Raw genomic sequence first — 15,081 nt, 5'->3', positions numbered from 1 at the left:
GCAGCTCCTTCAATAGAACCAGGAAGCGCGAGCCACCAGTCCGCTGGCCCTGTCATCGCCGCCCAGATGCACACGATACTGCAGCGTGAAATCTACCCAGGAACGGCCCGCATGCGTGCGGCCTTCGCGCAGCCAGCGGCGCAGGCTCACGCCCACCCCCGCGCTGCTGGCCGATGTGCGGCGATAGCTGCTGTTGTATTCCGCAGCCGCCACGCCATAGCCCCACAGTCCCCAGTCGCCCGTGTCCGAGCCCTTGAGCCGCCACTGCGGGCCATAGCGCAACTCGCCCGTGGCGTAGTTCTCGCGCGCATGCAGATAACGCCCGGCCTCCAGATACAGGTCGCCCGTCATCCAGCGATCGCGGTTGACCGGGCCATACATATCCTTGGTGTATGAATACGCTGCGCGCAGCAGCCAGTCATCACGGCTCGCGTCACCCAGCTTGACCCAGCGCTCTGCGGCCACGATGAAGTTGTGATCGCCAAAAGGCTTGGCACGCACGCCCAGCGCCAGCTGGGAGGACTCTGCGCCCCTGGCATCCTGCGGCGCGGCGCGCAAATTGCCCATGTAGCGGCCATACAAGTCCACAAAGGTGCCGTCGCCACGCAGGGCCTGCGGGCGCCAGTACACCTCACCCACGGTCTGCACACTGCGGTAGCCGCTGGCACTGCTCTGCCCGCCGGGCAAGGTGCTGCCTCGGCTGCTGAACAGGCCTGCAGAGCTGCCCCATTCGCGGTCCAGATCACCCACGGCCAGGCGCAGGTCCTGGCGCTGCTTGTCAGTCAGCTCAATCTGCCCTGCGTCCGCACTGTCCAGCGCGGCGACATGGCGGCGCACTGCTGCCGGTGCATCGCCCACATGCTCAGCGGCATAGGCGGCATCTTCCAGCTGCTGGGGCGGAATGCTTCGTGCCTGCTCGGCTGCGCTGTAGAACTGCGCTTCGGCCTGCTTGTCACCCGCGGTGTGGGCCAGCTGCGCCAGTTGCACAGGTGCAAGACCGGATTCCTGCCCTTGCAGTGCCAGCAAAGCCCGCTGCGCGCTGCTGCGTGCCGCTTCGCCCTGCCCCAACCCTTGCTGCGCTGCAATCAGCAGCTGCCAATAGGCGCCCTTGGCGGGCTGCAGCTTCAGCAGCGTTTCGGCCAGTAGCTGCACCTGTGCCCATTGCTTGGCTTGCGCTGCGGCATAGGCGGCATTGGCCAGCCCCGATTCAATATCAAAAGCGTAGCGCGCCACGCATACTTCATCGCCGTTACAGGCCAAATCAGGCACTGGCATTTTCAGTGCAGACAAGGCCATGCCTTGCAGCAAGGGCTGACGAGCAGCTGCATCGCTGGCGGGCAAGTTCTGCCACTGCTGCAGCCATGCGCGGGTTTGCTCACCCTGCGCCGGTGCGCCCGCCAGCAGTGCGGTATCCACACCCTGAAGCGACACACTGGCGCGATCAGCGGCACTGAGGCCTTGCGCCTGTGCCAATGCCTGACTCAATACCTGCAAGGCCTGCTCTGTCTGGCCTAGCTGCTGCAAGGCATAGGCCTTGGCCTGCAGCAAGGCCACCTCGTTGCCGTGAACTTGCAGCCCCGCATCGGCGGCGACTACAACCTCGCCCCAGCGCTGATCCTGCAGCAGCAGCCGTGCAAGCAGCACATGCCAGGGCAGCGGCTGCGGGTTGATCTGCAATGCCTGCTGAATATCCAGAACCGCCGCTTTGGCCTGCTCTGGTTGCTGCGCCCTGGCATAGGCCTGCTGCGCCAGTTCCTGAGCGCGCTGCGCCTGACCCTGCTCAGCCTGCGCTGCCGTCGCAGCATTCAAGGCACCCTGTGCCTTGGCCTCCAGGTCAGCCAGTCGCGCCACATCCGGGCGCAGTCGGCGTGCGGCTTGCGCCTGCTTGAGCGCCTGCGCAAATTGGCCTTTGGCATAGGCTTTGTAAGCTTGGTCTGCATGCTTCCAGGCGGTGCCGGTCAATGCGGGCTCTGCCATGGCACTGCCCGCCACGCACATCAGGGCCACCGCGAACGGCAGCGCACGCATGCGCATTTCCGAGAGGTGTTTCATGCCAGCACCTCCGAAGCATTCGCCTGCTGCAACCAGGCCTTCTGCTGCCGCAGCAAGGCTTTCTGCACATTCTCAGCCGTCACCAGCCCCTTGCGCACCAGATAGCCACCCAAACGGCCATCCCGCGCAACGTCATAGGAGGCAAGTACCTTTTCCAGATCATCACGCTGCAGATAGCCTTGATAGACAAGGCTGTCCCCCAGCAATTGCGATGCAGCATGCGCATCACTTTCCACGCCGCTGAGCTGACGCAGGCCAGCCGTGATTTCACTCTCGCACACCACAAACTGGCGAACCGGGCGGCGCAGACGAATCTCGAACACCTCCTGCGCGCGGGCAGGCAGAGCCGAGGCCACGGCCACATGCACGGCCTCGGCATTGCTGCTGGCCAGTGGCAGCACACGCCAGCGAATCATGTCCTGCGCGGGCAGCAGGCTCAGATCCACACGATCTTCACCATCCGCCAGGTGCAGGCGCGGCAGGTCTGACTGGTAGGCCAGCGCTTCGGCCAGCATCTCTTCCTTGACCCACCCTCTGCCCAGCAGCACGCTGCCCAGTGGCGAGCCGCCGGTTTCAGCCTGCACCTGCAGCGCAGTTTGCAGCTGTGTGTCATCAATGGCGTGCCAGGTCTTGAGCAAATCGCCCAGACGCTGTTTTTGCTCCGTCAGCTGCTCCGCCGAAGGAAAGTCGTGCATGGTTTTGTCCCAGACCAGCTTGGTGCCAAAGAACTTGTTGCTCAGGTACTGCTTCCAGGCGCGGCCTGCGGCTGCGGCGTTGATGAAGTTGCCCACCACCATGCGCGGGATGGACAGCACGGCATGCATGCCGCCATAGATACGGCCCACAAAATAGGCTCGCTGCACGGCGCGAATCAGCAGGCCGACAAAGTTCAGCGCAATCACGACCTGCACCCAGTGCTGCAGCGACTGGATGGGGGGCAGGTTGTTCGTCCACCAGCCCAGCGCGCCAAACAGCGCCAGCATCATGTAGTTGAAGAAGATCAGGTAGCCCGCAATGGCCACGAACGAGGTAATCAGGCCCTTGCGGTCGCGAAACAGCAGGTATTTGACGGCAGCATTGCCCTTCCAGCCCACTTGTTCCCAGCCTTGCAGGCCAATGCCCAGCGTCCAGCGCGCTTTCTGGCGATAGGCTGTGCGGAAGGTGTTGGGAAAGAACTCACGCACGCCCAGCGGCATGGTGATGTCCAGCTGCTTTTCCTTGCCCGTCCAGCCCTTGCGTTTGACGCGATAGGTCACCGGGAATTTGCCAAAAATCTGGCGCATACCCATGCGTGCCAGACGTGTGCCCACGTCGTAGTCTTCGGTCAGCGTGCTGGGGTTGAAAGGCTGGTTATGCGTCTCGGCAGCCAGCGCCAGCATGGCGCGGCGCGAGAAACAGGTGCCCACGCCCGCAGACGGCACCATGCCGCTCATGCTTTCGCGCACGACCAGATCCTTGGCATGCCATTCGGCAAACTCGTCCATATAGACGCCCGCCACCCATTCATTCCAGTTGCGCTCCAGCGATGTGACGGGCAACTGAATGAAGTCGATGCGTGGCAGCAGGTAGTTGAAGTATTTCAGCTCCAGCGGGTGCAGCACATCCTCGCTGTCATGCAGCACCATGCCGGCAAATTCAATGCCGCGCGTCTTGCCCGTCTGTTCGATGCTTTGCACGATCCAGTTCAGGCAGTCTGCCTTGCAGGTGGGGCCATCATGGGGCACGGGCACGCGCACCAGCTGCTTATAGCGGCGGCGCATGCGCTCCACCTCGTCAATCGTGCGCTGGTCGTTGGGGTAGGTGCCCACAAAGACCATGAATTCACGGTATTCCAGTGTGGCCACCATGTTCTCGATCATGGAGGCGATCACGTCGTGCTCCTGCCACGCAGGCACCATGATGGCGATGGGTTTTTCAGGCTCGGTGCGCAACTGCTCGGGCGTCAGCGCCTTGTGGTGGGGCCAGACCTTGAACTTACGCCAGATCTCGCGCACCCAGTAGCGCACATCAATGAACAGGTCATCAATACAGGAAATCAGCACCACCACGGCAACAAAGGCCGTGGCCGCTTCCAGAAAGCGGTAATTGGCACTGAAAAAATCAGACAGCATCTCCATGATCAAACCGCCTTTGCAGCCAGAAGAATTTTCACGATCTGCTCGCTGGCATCACCATGGCCGTAGGGGTGGGCGGCCTGCGTCATGCGCTGATAGGCAGCGCTGTCATGCAGCAAGGCGTTGGCAGCAGAAACAATGCGCTGCCTGTCCGTGCCGACCAGCTTCACCACACCGGCTTCGACCACGGACGGGCGCTCAGTCACATCGCGCAGCAGCAGCACAGGCTTGCCCAGCGCGGGCGCTTCTTCCTGCACGCCGCCCGAGTCGGTCAGCACAAAGAAAGCGCGCTGCATGAGGCGCACAAAGCCCACGTAGTCCTGCGGTGCAATCAGGTGCACGCCCGCCACATGGCCCAGGCGCTGCTGCACCACATCCTTGACCAGCGGGTTCAGGTGCACGGGGTAGACCACTTCCACCTCGCCACCGGCCACCAGCTCGGTCACGGCATCGCAGATATGGGCCAGGCCATCGCCATGGTTTTCGCGGCGGTGGCTGGTCAGCAGCACCATGCGCTTACCTTCGGCAATGCGGGGCAATCCCGCATCCACGCGCTCTTGCAGCGCAGCATCTTTTTCCAGGCGCTGGGCCACCCACTGAAGCGCGTCAATCACGGTGTTGCCCACCACATGGATGCGGCCTTGCAGGTTTTCCGCCAGCAGATTGGCCTTGGCCTTTTCGGTAGGTGCCAGCAGCAGATCCGCCATGACGTCGATCACCCGGCGGTTCATTTCCTCGGGCCAGGGTTCGGTCAAGGAGCCGGTGCGCAGTCCCGCCTCCACATGCACCACGGGAATATGACGGTGAAATGCTGCCATGGCCGCAGCCATGGCCGTGGTGGTGTCGCCATGCACCAGCACCTGGTCGGGCTGCACTTTTTCCAGCAGCTCATCCATGCCCTGCAGAATGCGGGCAGACAGGCTGTTCAGCGACTGCCCCTGCGCCATGACGGACAAGTCGTATTCAGGCTGGATATGAAACAGGTTCAGCACCTGCTCCAGCATGCTGCGGTGCTGCCCACTGACAGCCACCACGGATTCCACACCAGGAGTAGCGGCAAGCAGTCGCACGACCGGGGCCATCTTGATGGCTTCAGGACGGGTGCCAATCACAGAAAGAGTCTTCATGCGTGTCTCTCAATGCGCAGTGCAAGCTCGGCTTGTGCGCAACAAGTGCCCTGGCAACCACCGCCAGCAGCACATCAGCATGCGTGTGAAATGGGGCAGTCGAAATGTGGCTGCTGACAACCCCAAAAGGCTCTTGCCTGAGAGTTAAGGCGGCGCGCATCACACGCAAGTTTGCGCACACTCTCTTCAGACATTTCTGAATTTAGGGGAAAACCCTTGGTTTCGTGGATGTAACAGGCATACCCCTACCCGGCTTCAGTCTGCTGGACAAACGCCCTAAAAACAGGGTCTCCAGAAACAAAAAAGCTCCTGAATTAGGAGCTTTAATCGCTTATTTCTGGTGGCCTCAGGGCCAAATCGCTTGGAATATGAGTGTGGTCTTGCGCGGGATGCTATTAAATCTATACAAAACAGCTTCGATCGCAAAAAATGCCTGGCTAACCGGCAAACCGCTGGCTGGCAAAAACGACTGCAGGCAGAACAGGCCTGACGAGTCGCCCCACGATGAAACTGAAGCTTGCAGCGCATGGATCCCACCAGAGTTCAGCGTTGCAAGCTGGAATGAATCTTAGCATTAAATGAGAATCAATATCAATTGATTCCCGCAAAAAGATTCAGGCTGTTCTTCAGTTTCATGTCGCCGGGCTGCAACGCCAGCCGTCACAACATTGCAAACAATGCTGATCCGCAGGCCGTGCAGCAGCCCTGTTCGTTACATCAGTGGCACTGCAGCACCAGTCTGGCCTGGTCAAAGCGCCGCGCACGAAGATCCTCACGGCGAATCCAGATGTAGAGCTGACCGTCGTCACCCCAGTTCATGCCCAGCTTTTCATCCGTGCCCAGCTGCAACAGCAGCAGCCAGTCGCCAGCACTATCGCGCACCGACTGCAAAGCAGGGTCCTGATAGGACTGACCGCTGCCGCAGTAGTGCCCTGCGGCAACCAGGGCACATTCGGTCTGCATATCGCCCTGCACTGGCGTGGGCCAGCCACTGATGCGGTGGCAGCACGCATCTTCACCATCATTGCTGGCGCCGTTTTCGGCTTCGTCAAACCACCATTCAACAAAGTCGTCGCCCTGCTCCTCTGTCAGCTCCAGCTGCAGCGCACTCCATTGGGCCGACTCCATGGGCAGCGGTGTCTGGCAGGCATGCAGCGTGCAGGCCGCGGGCTTGATCTGCCACTCATCATCCATCGCTTGCAATGCCTCAGGTTGCTGCCTGCGCTGCATGGGCGCCCCATCCTCGCTCCAGACCAGCGCCAGCGCGCAGGCATCTGTGGGGTCGTAACCCCAGGGTTGCTCGGCCATGTCATAAAACACCGATAGCAGGCCGCCGCGCGGCATGTCTTCATCGACAGGCCCAGCGGCCCAGACCTGCGCAAAATTGATCTGCGCCAGAAAGTGCAGGGGAAACACACTCTCCAGACGGGCAATGTGCTGCAGCGCTTCGGTACGAATTTTTTGCGCCTGCTCGGGTGTCGCCCAGCGCCAGCGACTGTCGGGCGCCACGCTGTCTTCGCGGTGCGACTGCACTCGCTTGTGGGTATCGGGGTAGGGATTGCGCTGCGGCCACGGGGTTTCGGCCGTCAGGTCTGGACGGCCACCCAGCTTGGTCGCAGCAAGAGGGATTTCATCTTCAACCTCCACCTGCCGCGTTTGCAGCCAGACTGCAGGCTTGGACTGTGCCGCCAGTTGTCTGGCCAGACTGGCATCGTCCAGTACATCGGTGATGGCTTGGGCAATCTCCTGCTCTCTGCAATAGTTCATGGGCTGTATCCGGTGCTTGATATAGACGCACACAGCATACGGCTTGCGTATGACCAATCGCTATTTTCGAGCGGACATTACAGTTAGGGTCTGTTGAGATTTAGGCGAGGATCGCGTTGCAGCGACAGGAGGCTAGATGCTAGGGCCCGTCATCAAATCAACCAGATGACAGCTGCAGCCAGATGAATTCCACCTAAAAATGCAGCGGCCGTCTTGTCATACCTCGTCGCGATGCACCGATACTGTTTTAACCGGGCAAAGAGGTTCTCAATCAGATGACGCTCTTTGTATATGTGCCGGTCGTGCTCTCTACTTTCTTTGCGACCGCGGCGACTTGGAATGACAGCTTGCTTGCCCTTCTCTGACAGGGGCGCAATTACCCGGTCCTGAGCGTCATAGGCTTTGTCTGCGAGCACAGCATTAGCCTGAATGTCTTTCAAAAGCACATCTGCGCCTTCCAAGTCTGAGGCTTGACCGGGAGTCAGATGAAAGCCAGTTGGGTTGCCCAGCGCATCAACCGTCGCGTGGATCTTGGTACTCAAGCCTCCTCGGCTACGTCCGATAGCATGCTTTTGGATCCCCCTTTTGCGCCAGCGCTGTGCTGATGGGCACGCACGATGGTTGCATCGATCATGGTGTATTCGTTGTCAGCTTGGGCACTGATCGTTTCAAACACACGCTGCCAAATACCAGAACGGCTCCAGCGCATATGCCGCGTATGAATGATACGAAAATCACCAAAGCGCTCAGGCAGATCCCGCCATGCAATGCCAGAGCGATAGCGGTAAAGCACTGCATCTACAAAAAGGCGGTTGTTTTTACCAGGAGCACCGACGTGTCCAGCCCTGCCGGGCAGAAGGTCTTTGATGCAATCCCACTGTGTATCTGTCAAAGCGTATCTACGAGTCACACTATCAATAACGAAGCAGCTATCGAATTCGATGACACGCCCTAGGCGCATGACCGAAGCAATGCTCATGCCTTGCGAGGGCATGCAACAACGCAGACGGCCTCCTGTCCCTACAACCCGAAGGGAAGGACTCTGGCCGCACGCCACTCGTTGTTGCACTCCTTGTGCGGGTGGGCACCCGCACGGCGTCACGCGCCTAGATTGGCGGGCGGCCAGAATCCTTCGCGACCTCGCTCAATTCTCAACAGACCCTAGTAGCACTGCAGCACCAACTGAGCTTGATCGAAGCGCCGCGCACGCAGGTCTTCACGGCGAATCCAGAGGTAGAGCTGGCCTTCATCGCCCCAGTTAATCGTGCTTTTTTCATCGCTACCGATCTGCAGCAAGAGCAGCCAGTCTCGTGCACCGTCACGCACCACCTGCGTGGCAGGGTCGCACCAGTGCTCACCCTTGCCACTATCAAGCCCTGCAGCCACCAGCGCGCACTGGGTCTGCATATCACCCTGAATGGGGGTGGGCCAGCCGCCCGCATGGTGGCAAGCCCAGCTCTCGCCATTCACGGCGGGCTCCGCTTCCGCTTCGTACCAGTCGGCATAGCTGTCCTGCACATCGCGCTCCAGCATCTTTGCCTGCTGCTTCCACTCTGCCACAGCCACCGGCAAAGGCGTCACGCAGGCGTGCAGACTGCATTGAAGCGGAGCCATGTGCCAGTGTGCGGGCAAGGCCTGCAGGGCCTCCGGTTGCGGCAGGCGCTGCAGCGGGCCTGCTGCCTCGTCGCTATAGAACAGCTTCAAGCCCACCGCATCTGCCGGGCTGTGCCCCCAGGGTTGCTCCGTCAGGTCGTAGAAGATGGACAGCAAGCCCTGGCGCGGCCAGTCTTCGCCCAGATCTGCAGCGGCATGCAGTTGCGCAAAATTGATCTGCGCCAGAAAGTTGAGTGGAAATTCGCTATGCAGACGGGTCTGAAAAGGCCGTTCACTGGCACGCGGATACTGGCCCCGGCTGGCCGCATCCGGGTAGGCGGGCCGCAAAGGCCAGCTCGCACCCACTGGCAGATCGGGGCAGCCGCCAAGCTTGGTGCTTCCCAGCGCTATCTGTGCCTCGCGCTCAACCCGCCCGGTTTGCAGCCACACGCCGGGACGGGCTTGCTGCGCCAGTTGCTTTGCAGCGGCTTCGTCGCCCAGCGCGGCAAGCAGCGCCTGCTCAATCTCACTGATATTGGCGTAGCCCATAGCGTGCAGCGTCAGGGTGCCAGCATTTCTGCAGGGCTGTCGCTGTCCATCACCGCATGTGCCCACGGTGCAAGCTTGTCGGCATCAGCACGCAGCACTTCCTGCTTGACGGCCAGAATCTGCGCCGGGTGCATGGAAAAGCTGCGCAGCCCCAGGCCCAGCAGTAGCCGGGTCATGCCGATATCGCCCGCCATTTCGCCGCAAACGCAGATTTCCTTGCCTGCCGCATTGCTGGCCTCAATGACCTCGGCCACCAGCCGCAACACCGCCGGATGCATGGGGTCGTAGAGATGGGCCACGGCCTCGTCTGCCCGGTCGATGGCCAGCGTGTACTGAATCAGGTCGTTGGTGCCGATGGATAGAAAGTCGAAATACTTGAGGAAGCTGCGCACCGTCAGCGCCGCAGCAGGAATTTCAATCATCGCGCCCAGCTTGACGGGGCCGTAAGAGATGCCACGGGCATCCAGCTCGGCCTGCGCCTGGCGCAGCTGGGCCAGGGTCTGTTCAATCTCACTGCGATGGGCGAGCATGGGAAAGAGCAGCTTGACCTGGCCATGGGCCGCCGCCCGCAGAATGGCGCGCAGCTGGGTACGGAACATGGCGGGGTCTGCCAGGCTCCAGCGAATGGCGCGCAGGCCCAGGGCCGGGTTCAGGTAGTAATCCTTGGGCTGAGCTTTATCAAGCGGCTTGTCCGCACCCACATCCAGCGTGCGGATGGTGACGGGCATGCCTTGCATGCCGTCAATGATCTCGCGGTAGGCGCGGTACTGCTCTTCCTCGCCCGGCAGGTTGCCGCTTCGGCCCATGAAAAGAAATTCGGTACGAAACAGCCCCACGCCCACAGCGCCAGCGCGCACGGCGGCGGCGCCATCGCTGGGCTGCTCCACATTGGCCAGTAGCTCGACCTTCTGGCCATCCATGGTGAGAGACGGCGTAAAGCGCAGGCGCGACAGGCGTTCGCGCTCCAGCTCATTCTGGCGCTGGCGAAAGCCGTACTCGGCCAGAATGATGGGCGTGGGGTCCACGATGACCACGCCCTCGTTGCCATCAATGATGACCCAGTCATCCTGGCGAATCAGCTGGCTGGCTGCGCGGGCGCCCACCACGGCGGGAATGTCCATGCTGCGCGCCACGATGGCGGTGTGGCTGGTCTTGCCGCCCACGGCGGTGATGAAGCCTGCGAAGACCTTGCTCTTGAACTGCAGCATGTCGGCCGGCGACAGATCCTGCGCCACCAGCACCAGCGGCGTTTCTGTGGCGCCATCCAGCTCCATGGCAGGCTGGCCGGCATTCGCCCGGGCCGCCGCTGCGGGGGCGGCAATGGGGCTTGGCGCTCCCTTCATGTGCCGCAGAATGCGTTCGACCACCTGCTCCAGGTCGGCCTTGCGTTCGCGCAGGTATTCATCGTCCATCTCGTCGAACTGGCGCGAGATGATTTCCAGCTGCGTCGTCAGCGCCCATTCGGCGTTGTACAGGCGCTCGGAGATCCAGTTGCGAATAGCCTCGGCCAGCGCCTGGTCCTGCAGCAGCATCAGGTGCACTTCCAGCAGTGCATCCAGCTCGCCGGGCGCATCCTTGGGCATTTCTTCCTGCAGCCTGCGCAGTTCCTCAATCACTGCATTGCGCGCATTGCGTGCGCGTGCAACCTCTGCATCAACCTGATCGGGGCTGATGAAGTAGTGAACCACCTCCATGCGACTGGAGGCGACCACCACCGCGCGCCCAATCGCAATGCCTCTGGAGACAGCCAAGCCATGGATTGCAAATGTCATAGCGAATGCCCTTTCGCGAATCCCGCGATTGCTTCTTGCTCTTATTTTCGCAGCAGACAGCACGTATCCCTGCCTCGTTACGGCACGAAAACCTGCTCTTTGCTGCGCACCGGCAGAGCCCCAACCGCTCTTGCCTGTCGTCAATCCTGCGCCCGCACTCTCAGGCAGGCGTCATGTAAGAGGCGCTTTTACTGGCCTTCACCAAACTTGTCGTTGATCAGCGCCACCAGCGCATCTGTGGCCTGCTGCTCCTGATCGCCATCGGTCTCCAGCTCCAGCGCCGAGCCGATGCCTGCAGCCAGCATCATCACGCCCATGATGCTTTTGGCATTGACGCGGCGCTCGCCCTTGGTCAGCCAGACTTCGCAGGGAAAGCTGCCAGCGAGCTTGGTGAGCTTGGCCGATGCGCGGGCATGCAGGCCCAATTTATTGCTGATGGTGATATTGGTCTTGATCATGAGAGGGTCGTGCGCTTTGATTTTGTCGTGAACTGCTGGCTACCTGCATCACACCCTGGCTGCCCCCCACCATGGCGCGGGACACCAGCGCATCCAGCGCCTCATGTCGATAGCCGATGGAGCGCAGCAGCATGGGCAGATTCACCCCCGCCACCAGCCGTGCAGGCAACTGAGCCGTCAGGCGCTGAGCCACGTTGCAGGGCGTGGCGCCAAACAAATCGGTCAGCACCAGCGTGGATGCATCCAGCCCACCCTTTTCCGTCAGCAAGGCCAACGCGTGCTCCAGCGTGACTTCGGGCGCTTCATGCGCGGGCACATCCAGCGCCAGCACATCATCCGCACTGTCGGCAAAAACATGCAGGGCACACTCGCGCAAAGCAGAAGCCAGCGGTGCGTGGGTGAGCAAAAGAATGCGCGTGGTCATGTAGTCACAGTTCTTGATAGCAAATTATGGCTTGTCAGCGTGCGGGCTTGGGCGTGTGGCATGCAAGGATCGTCAGCTATTGCAATTTCAGGTTGGGAAAGAACATCTCAGCGACCTTGGGATCGGTGTTTCCATAAATCACCACATGGAAAAGGCGGGCCGATGAGCCTTCCATGCGCGCAAACCACAGCCCGTCGCCCATCAGCTTTTGCCCCTGGCTGCTCACGCCGCTGAAAACAATATGCCGCGACTGCGGCAGATTCAGCGCCTGCTTCGGTACCCAGCGCGCATCGGTCACCACGCTGCGCGGATCGCCTGCATCCTCCACCCGAGCCTGAGCCAGCGTGGCTTTTTGCCAATAGCCCAGAACTTCACCGGCCCGCGTGGGATCCGCCAGCAGAAAATGCATGACGGCAAACGTGCTGCCCTCGGCCTCGCAGCCCACCATGCTCATCTGCACCGCGTCCGCGCCCAGCGCAACGGGGCGCGTCTGCGTCTGGGGCTTGCACGGCAGCAAGATCTGCACCGGTGCACCTTCCAGTTGCACGGTACGCCAGTTCGAAGAAGGACTGCAGCCCGCCAGCAGCGTGATGCTGCTGGCGAGTATTGCGATGGCGGCAAGTCCCTTAATGTTCATTCAAGCATTATCTGCAGCGCCCATACCCCCTCGCTTTCAGAAAACGCTAGGGTTGACCCGAGGGTATTGATGGACAGATTGAACTTTTACGCAAGACTGCAGCTCCAAAACTACAGACCAGCAAGGTGCTGATCATTTGTGCACAATCCCATCATGGCAAGCAAACATTGGATCGCAGGCGTAGTGGCTGCCGCCGTCATTGGCGTCGGGGCCTGGGTGTATTCGGGCGCCGGTCAGTCGGCAGCACCTCAGTCCACATTTGTGCTGCTCGATGGCAGCCAGAAGACCACGCAAGACCTCAAGGGCAGGGTCACGCTGGTGAATTTCTGGGCCACCAGCTGCACCACCTGTGTGGCCGAGATGCCTGAGATCATCAGCACGCACAACAAGTACAAGGACAAGGGCTTCGATACCCTGGCCGTGGCCATGAGCTACGACCCACCCAGCTATGTGGTGAACTTTGTCGAGTCGCGCAAGATTCCCTTCCAGGTGGCACTGGACAACACCGGCGGCGTGGCCAAAGCCTGGGGCGATGTACAGCTCACTCCTTCAACCTTCATCGTCAACAAGCGCGGCGAGATTGTGAAGAGCTATGTGGGCGCCCCCAACTTTGAAGAGCTGCACAAGCTGATTGAAAAGCTGCTGACCGAGCCCGCCAGCGCCTGATGCGCTGACCACAGAAGTTGCTCCTTCGGCCTACAGCGGCTGATGCCCGGTGGAGGGTCTGCCCATAGAAAATCGGGGCAGACCACATCATCAGAGGGAGCACCATGAAAAAAAGCCTGCTGCTGGCAATACTGCTGGCGGGTTCCGCGCAGATCCCCGCTATCGCCCAGATGGTTCAGCCCACCCGTTTTGGCCTGCTTGCCGCAGATGCTCAGGGCGTTTTGCAGCTGGATGGACAACCGTTCGAGGAGCCGATTCATCTGGAACGCCCCGACTACACGATGGTGCGTTTTGAGCAGAATGATGCCGACGTCATCTTCCTTCGCCAGAACCAGGGCGAAGAGTGTCCGCAAAAATTCTCCATTGTCCGGGTGACCCGCGAAGGCGCCAGAGGTCTGGCGAATCTTGGCACCTGCAGCAGCACCGCGATTGTTCCCGAGATCGACTCCCAGCAGACCATACGCTTTAGCCAGCCTGAAGCAGAGGGAGCGGGCGTCATGCGCTATGAATATGACAGCAATGGGGTGATGACGGAGACACGCGATATCTCCGCCCCGTCGCTTTAAATTCCGCGTTAAACCCGGCACAGAAAGGTCAGACTGACCTTCCCCGCCCGGGTCAGGCTTACTTGTTGCGGAAGCTGTCGTGGCAGCTCTTGCAGCTGCTGGCAGCAGGCCCGAAAGCCGCCTTGAGGCTGTCCACATTGCCAGCCTTGGCGGCAGCGTTGAGCTTCACGGCTTCGGCTTCCATCTTGCCTGCCAGGTCGTTGAACTTGGCCTGTTCCTTCCACACTTCGGGCTTGGACTTGCCGCCTTCCGTGCCTGCACCAAAGCCCGCCCATGGCAGCTTGGACATAAAGGCTACGATTTCCGCGCTTTCCTGTGCGCTCTTGGCATCAAAAGGCATCTTGCCGTTGGCCATGGCGCCCAGACGGCTGAAGTGCGTTCCCATCACGCTCAATGCGCTCTGGCGATACTTGATGGCATCTTCAGGCTTGGCGAACTGTGCCGAAGCAGGCAAAGCCACGGTGGCAACCACAGCGGCCAGTGCCAGGGTGGAGAAAACTTTCATCGGGGTATCCTTTCTAAGTTTCGTCAAGCTGCCGCGGGCGACAGTGGGCGCAGTATGGCAGACGCATATGAAAGCGTGCACTGCCGCAATCGCTGCAAGGCACAATGGCTGGCAGAGCCACTTTCACCCCATGAATCCATGACTTCCAGCAGCCCAAGCGCCTATACCGTTCGTATCTGGGACTTGCCCACGCGCCTGTTTCACTGGCTGCTGGTCATCTGCATCATTGCCATGGTGGTGACTGCCAAGGTGGGCGGCAATGCCATGAACTGGCACCTGATCCTGGGTCAGGTGGTGCTGGCACTGCTGATTTTTCGCGTGCTCTGGGGTCTTGTCGGCGGCTACTGGTCGCGCTTTACACGGCTGTTGACCTCGCCTGCAGCACTCTCGCGCTATCTGCGCGGGCAAGCCAGCGCGCATGACCGTGCGGGTCACAACCCTCTGGGCGCGCTCTCGGTCATTGCCATGCTCATGGTTTTGATAGCACAAGTCGCAAGCGGAATGCTGAGTGACGACGAAATTGCCTTCAGCGGGCCGCTGACACGCTTCGTCTCTGGCGACGCCGTCTCCATCGCCACAAATTTCCATGCGCGCTGGGGGCAGTACCTGATCTATGCCCTTGTCGGCCTGCATCTGGTGGCTATCGGCTGGTACAGCCTGCGCGGCCAGCGTCTGGTGCCAGCCATGGTCACCGGCGACAAGCAACTGGAAGCCCCCGTCACCGCCGCACAGGACAGCGCTGGCTCGCGCCTGCTGGCGGCCGTACTGGCGGTAGTCGCCAGCGGTATCGCGTGGTGGGTGCATCAGCTGGGCCAGGTTTCAGGGTTCTAGCAAAGAGCTTTTGCGCCGGA

The 15,081-nt window shown here is 60.9% G+C and carries 13 protein-coding genes and 1 pseudogene; 3 read left to right on the top strand and 11 right to left on the bottom strand.

What is annotated here, in order from left to right; genetic code table 11:
• Positions 1 to 9: 9 nt before the first annotated feature.
• The 10 genes and pseudogenes from JDW18_RS01630 to JDW18_RS01585 form a co-directional block, all read right to left on the bottom strand.
• Positions 10 to 2,052: an NfrA family protein gene (locus JDW18_RS01630; protein WP_218242039.1), complete on the bottom strand. Its 2,043-nt coding sequence runs from the start codon at positions 2,050 to 2,052 to the stop codon at positions 10 to 12.
• Positions 2,049 to 4,169, bottom strand: a complete 2,121-nt coding sequence (locus JDW18_RS01625; protein ID WP_218242038.1) for a glycosyl transferase family protein — start codon at positions 4,167 to 4,169, stop codon at positions 2,049 to 2,051. Before JDW18_RS01625 ends, JDW18_RS01630 begins: the two co-directional genes overlap by 4 nt.
• A 2-nt stretch (positions 4,170 to 4,171) precedes the next feature.
• Positions 4,172 to 5,293 carry a non-hydrolyzing UDP-N-acetylglucosamine 2-epimerase gene (wecB, locus tag JDW18_RS01620; RefSeq protein ID WP_218242037.1) on the bottom strand — a complete coding sequence of 374 codons (1,122 nt, stop codon included), beginning with the start codon at positions 5,291 to 5,293 and terminating at the stop codon, positions 4,172 to 4,174.
• A 717-nt stretch (positions 5,294 to 6,010) separates the two neighbouring features.
• The gene (locus JDW18_RS01615; RefSeq protein ID WP_218242036.1) at positions 6,011 to 7,060 is read right to left on the bottom strand and encodes a YwqG family protein; all 1,050 of its coding nucleotides are present in this window, start codon (positions 7,058 to 7,060) and stop codon (positions 6,011 to 6,013) included.
• A gap of 152 nt (positions 7,061 to 7,212) precedes the next feature.
• A pseudogene (locus tag JDW18_RS01610) lies at positions 7,213 to 8,021 on the bottom strand (IS5 family transposase).
• Between the two features lie 200 nt (positions 8,022 to 8,221).
• Positions 8,222 to 9,202: a YwqG family protein gene (locus JDW18_RS01605; RefSeq protein WP_218242035.1), complete on the bottom strand. Its 981-nt coding sequence runs from the start codon at positions 9,200 to 9,202 to the stop codon at positions 8,222 to 8,224.
• Between the two features lie 11 nt (positions 9,203 to 9,213).
• Positions 9,214 to 10,974, bottom strand: a complete 1,761-nt coding sequence (gene ptsP / locus JDW18_RS01600; protein ID WP_218242034.1) for a phosphoenolpyruvate--protein phosphotransferase — start codon at positions 10,972 to 10,974, stop codon at positions 9,214 to 9,216.
• A 188-nt stretch (positions 10,975 to 11,162) separates the two neighbouring features.
• Positions 11,163 to 11,432, bottom strand: a complete 270-nt coding sequence (locus tag JDW18_RS01595; protein ID WP_218242033.1) for an HPr family phosphocarrier protein — start codon at positions 11,430 to 11,432, stop codon at positions 11,163 to 11,165.
• Positions 11,401 to 11,856: a PTS sugar transporter subunit IIA gene (locus JDW18_RS01590; RefSeq protein ID WP_218242032.1), complete on the bottom strand. Its 456-nt coding sequence runs from the start codon at positions 11,854 to 11,856 to the stop codon at positions 11,401 to 11,403. Before JDW18_RS01590 ends, JDW18_RS01595 begins: the two co-directional genes overlap by 32 nt.
• 76 nt (positions 11,857 to 11,932) lie before the next feature.
• Positions 11,933 to 12,493, bottom strand: a complete 561-nt coding sequence (locus JDW18_RS01585) for a hypothetical protein (protein ID WP_218242031.1) — start codon at positions 12,491 to 12,493, stop codon at positions 11,933 to 11,935.
• Between the two features lie 153 nt (positions 12,494 to 12,646).
• Here JDW18_RS01585 and JDW18_RS01580 point away from each other — a divergent pair, with 153 nt between their 5' ends.
• Both JDW18_RS01580 and JDW18_RS01575 read left to right on the top strand, forming a co-directional pair.
• Positions 12,647 to 13,159: a TlpA disulfide reductase family protein gene (locus JDW18_RS01580; RefSeq protein ID WP_218242030.1), complete on the top strand. Its 513-nt coding sequence runs from the start codon at positions 12,647 to 12,649 to the stop codon at positions 13,157 to 13,159.
• Between the two features lie 104 nt (positions 13,160 to 13,263).
• Entirely contained in the window at positions 13,264 to 13,725 is a 462-nt protein-coding gene (locus JDW18_RS01575) for a hypothetical protein (RefSeq protein ID WP_218242029.1), read from the top strand.
• A 58-nt stretch (positions 13,726 to 13,783) separates the two neighbouring features.
• Here the strand turns inward: JDW18_RS01575 and JDW18_RS01570 are convergent, their stop codons facing one another.
• Entirely contained in the window at positions 13,784 to 14,230 is a 447-nt protein-coding gene (locus JDW18_RS01570; RefSeq protein ID WP_218242028.1) for a c-type cytochrome, read from the bottom strand.
• 138 nt (positions 14,231 to 14,368) lie between these two features.
• Between JDW18_RS01570 and JDW18_RS01565 the strand changes: the two genes are divergently transcribed.
• The gene (locus JDW18_RS01565; RefSeq protein WP_218242027.1) at positions 14,369 to 15,061 is read left to right on the top strand and encodes a cytochrome b/b6 domain-containing protein; all 693 of its coding nucleotides are present in this window, start codon (positions 14,369 to 14,371) and stop codon (positions 15,059 to 15,061) included.
• The last annotated feature ends 20 nt before the right edge of the window (positions 15,062 to 15,081 follow it).

The sequence above is a fragment of the Comamonas fluminis genome, assembly GCF_019186805.1.
GTDB lineage: Bacteria > Pseudomonadota > Gammaproteobacteria > Burkholderiales > Burkholderiaceae_C > Comamonas > Comamonas fluminis.
This window is presented reverse-complemented; position numbering and strand designations above follow the sequence as displayed.

What these genes read in the sequence shown, in the direction of transcription:
- JDW18_RS01630 (WP_218242039.1), bottom strand. Translation starts at nt 2,052, where the DNA reads ATGAAACACCTCTCGGAAATGCGCATGCGTGCGCTGCCGTTCGCGGTG.
- JDW18_RS01625 (WP_218242038.1), bottom strand. Translation starts at nt 4,169, where the DNA reads ATGGAGATGCTGTCTGATTTTTTCAGTGCCAATTACCGCTTTCTGGAA.
- wecB (WP_218242037.1), bottom strand. Translation starts at nt 5,293, where the DNA reads ATGAAGACTCTTTCTGTGATTGGCACCCGTCCTGAAGCCATCAAGATG.
- JDW18_RS01615 (WP_218242036.1), bottom strand. Translation starts at nt 7,060, where the DNA reads ATGAACTATTGCAGAGAGCAGGAGATTGCCCAAGCCATCACCGATGTA.
- JDW18_RS01605 (WP_218242035.1), bottom strand. Translation starts at nt 9,202, where the DNA reads ATGGGCTACGCCAATATCAGTGAGATTGAGCAGGCGCTGCTTGCCGCG.
- ptsP (WP_218242034.1), bottom strand. Translation starts at nt 10,974, where the DNA reads ATGACATTTGCAATCCATGGCTTGGCTGTCTCCAGAGGCATTGCGATT.
- JDW18_RS01595 (WP_218242033.1), bottom strand. Translation starts at nt 11,432, where the DNA reads ATGATCAAGACCAATATCACCATCAGCAATAAATTGGGCCTGCATGCC.
- JDW18_RS01590 (WP_218242032.1), bottom strand. Translation starts at nt 11,856, where the DNA reads ATGACCACGCGCATTCTTTTGCTCACCCACGCACCGCTGGCTTCTGCT.
- JDW18_RS01585 (WP_218242031.1), bottom strand. Translation starts at nt 12,493, where the DNA reads ATGAACATTAAGGGACTTGCCGCCATCGCAATACTCGCCAGCAGCATC.
- JDW18_RS01580 (WP_218242030.1), top strand. Translation starts at nt 12,647, where the DNA reads ATGGCAAGCAAACATTGGATCGCAGGCGTAGTGGCTGCCGCCGTCATT.
- JDW18_RS01575 (WP_218242029.1), top strand. Translation starts at nt 13,264, where the DNA reads ATGAAAAAAAGCCTGCTGCTGGCAATACTGCTGGCGGGTTCCGCGCAG.
- JDW18_RS01570 (WP_218242028.1), bottom strand. Translation starts at nt 14,230, where the DNA reads ATGAAAGTTTTCTCCACCCTGGCACTGGCCGCTGTGGTTGCCACCGTG.
- JDW18_RS01565 (WP_218242027.1), top strand. Translation starts at nt 14,369, where the DNA reads ATGACTTCCAGCAGCCCAAGCGCCTATACCGTTCGTATCTGGGACTTG.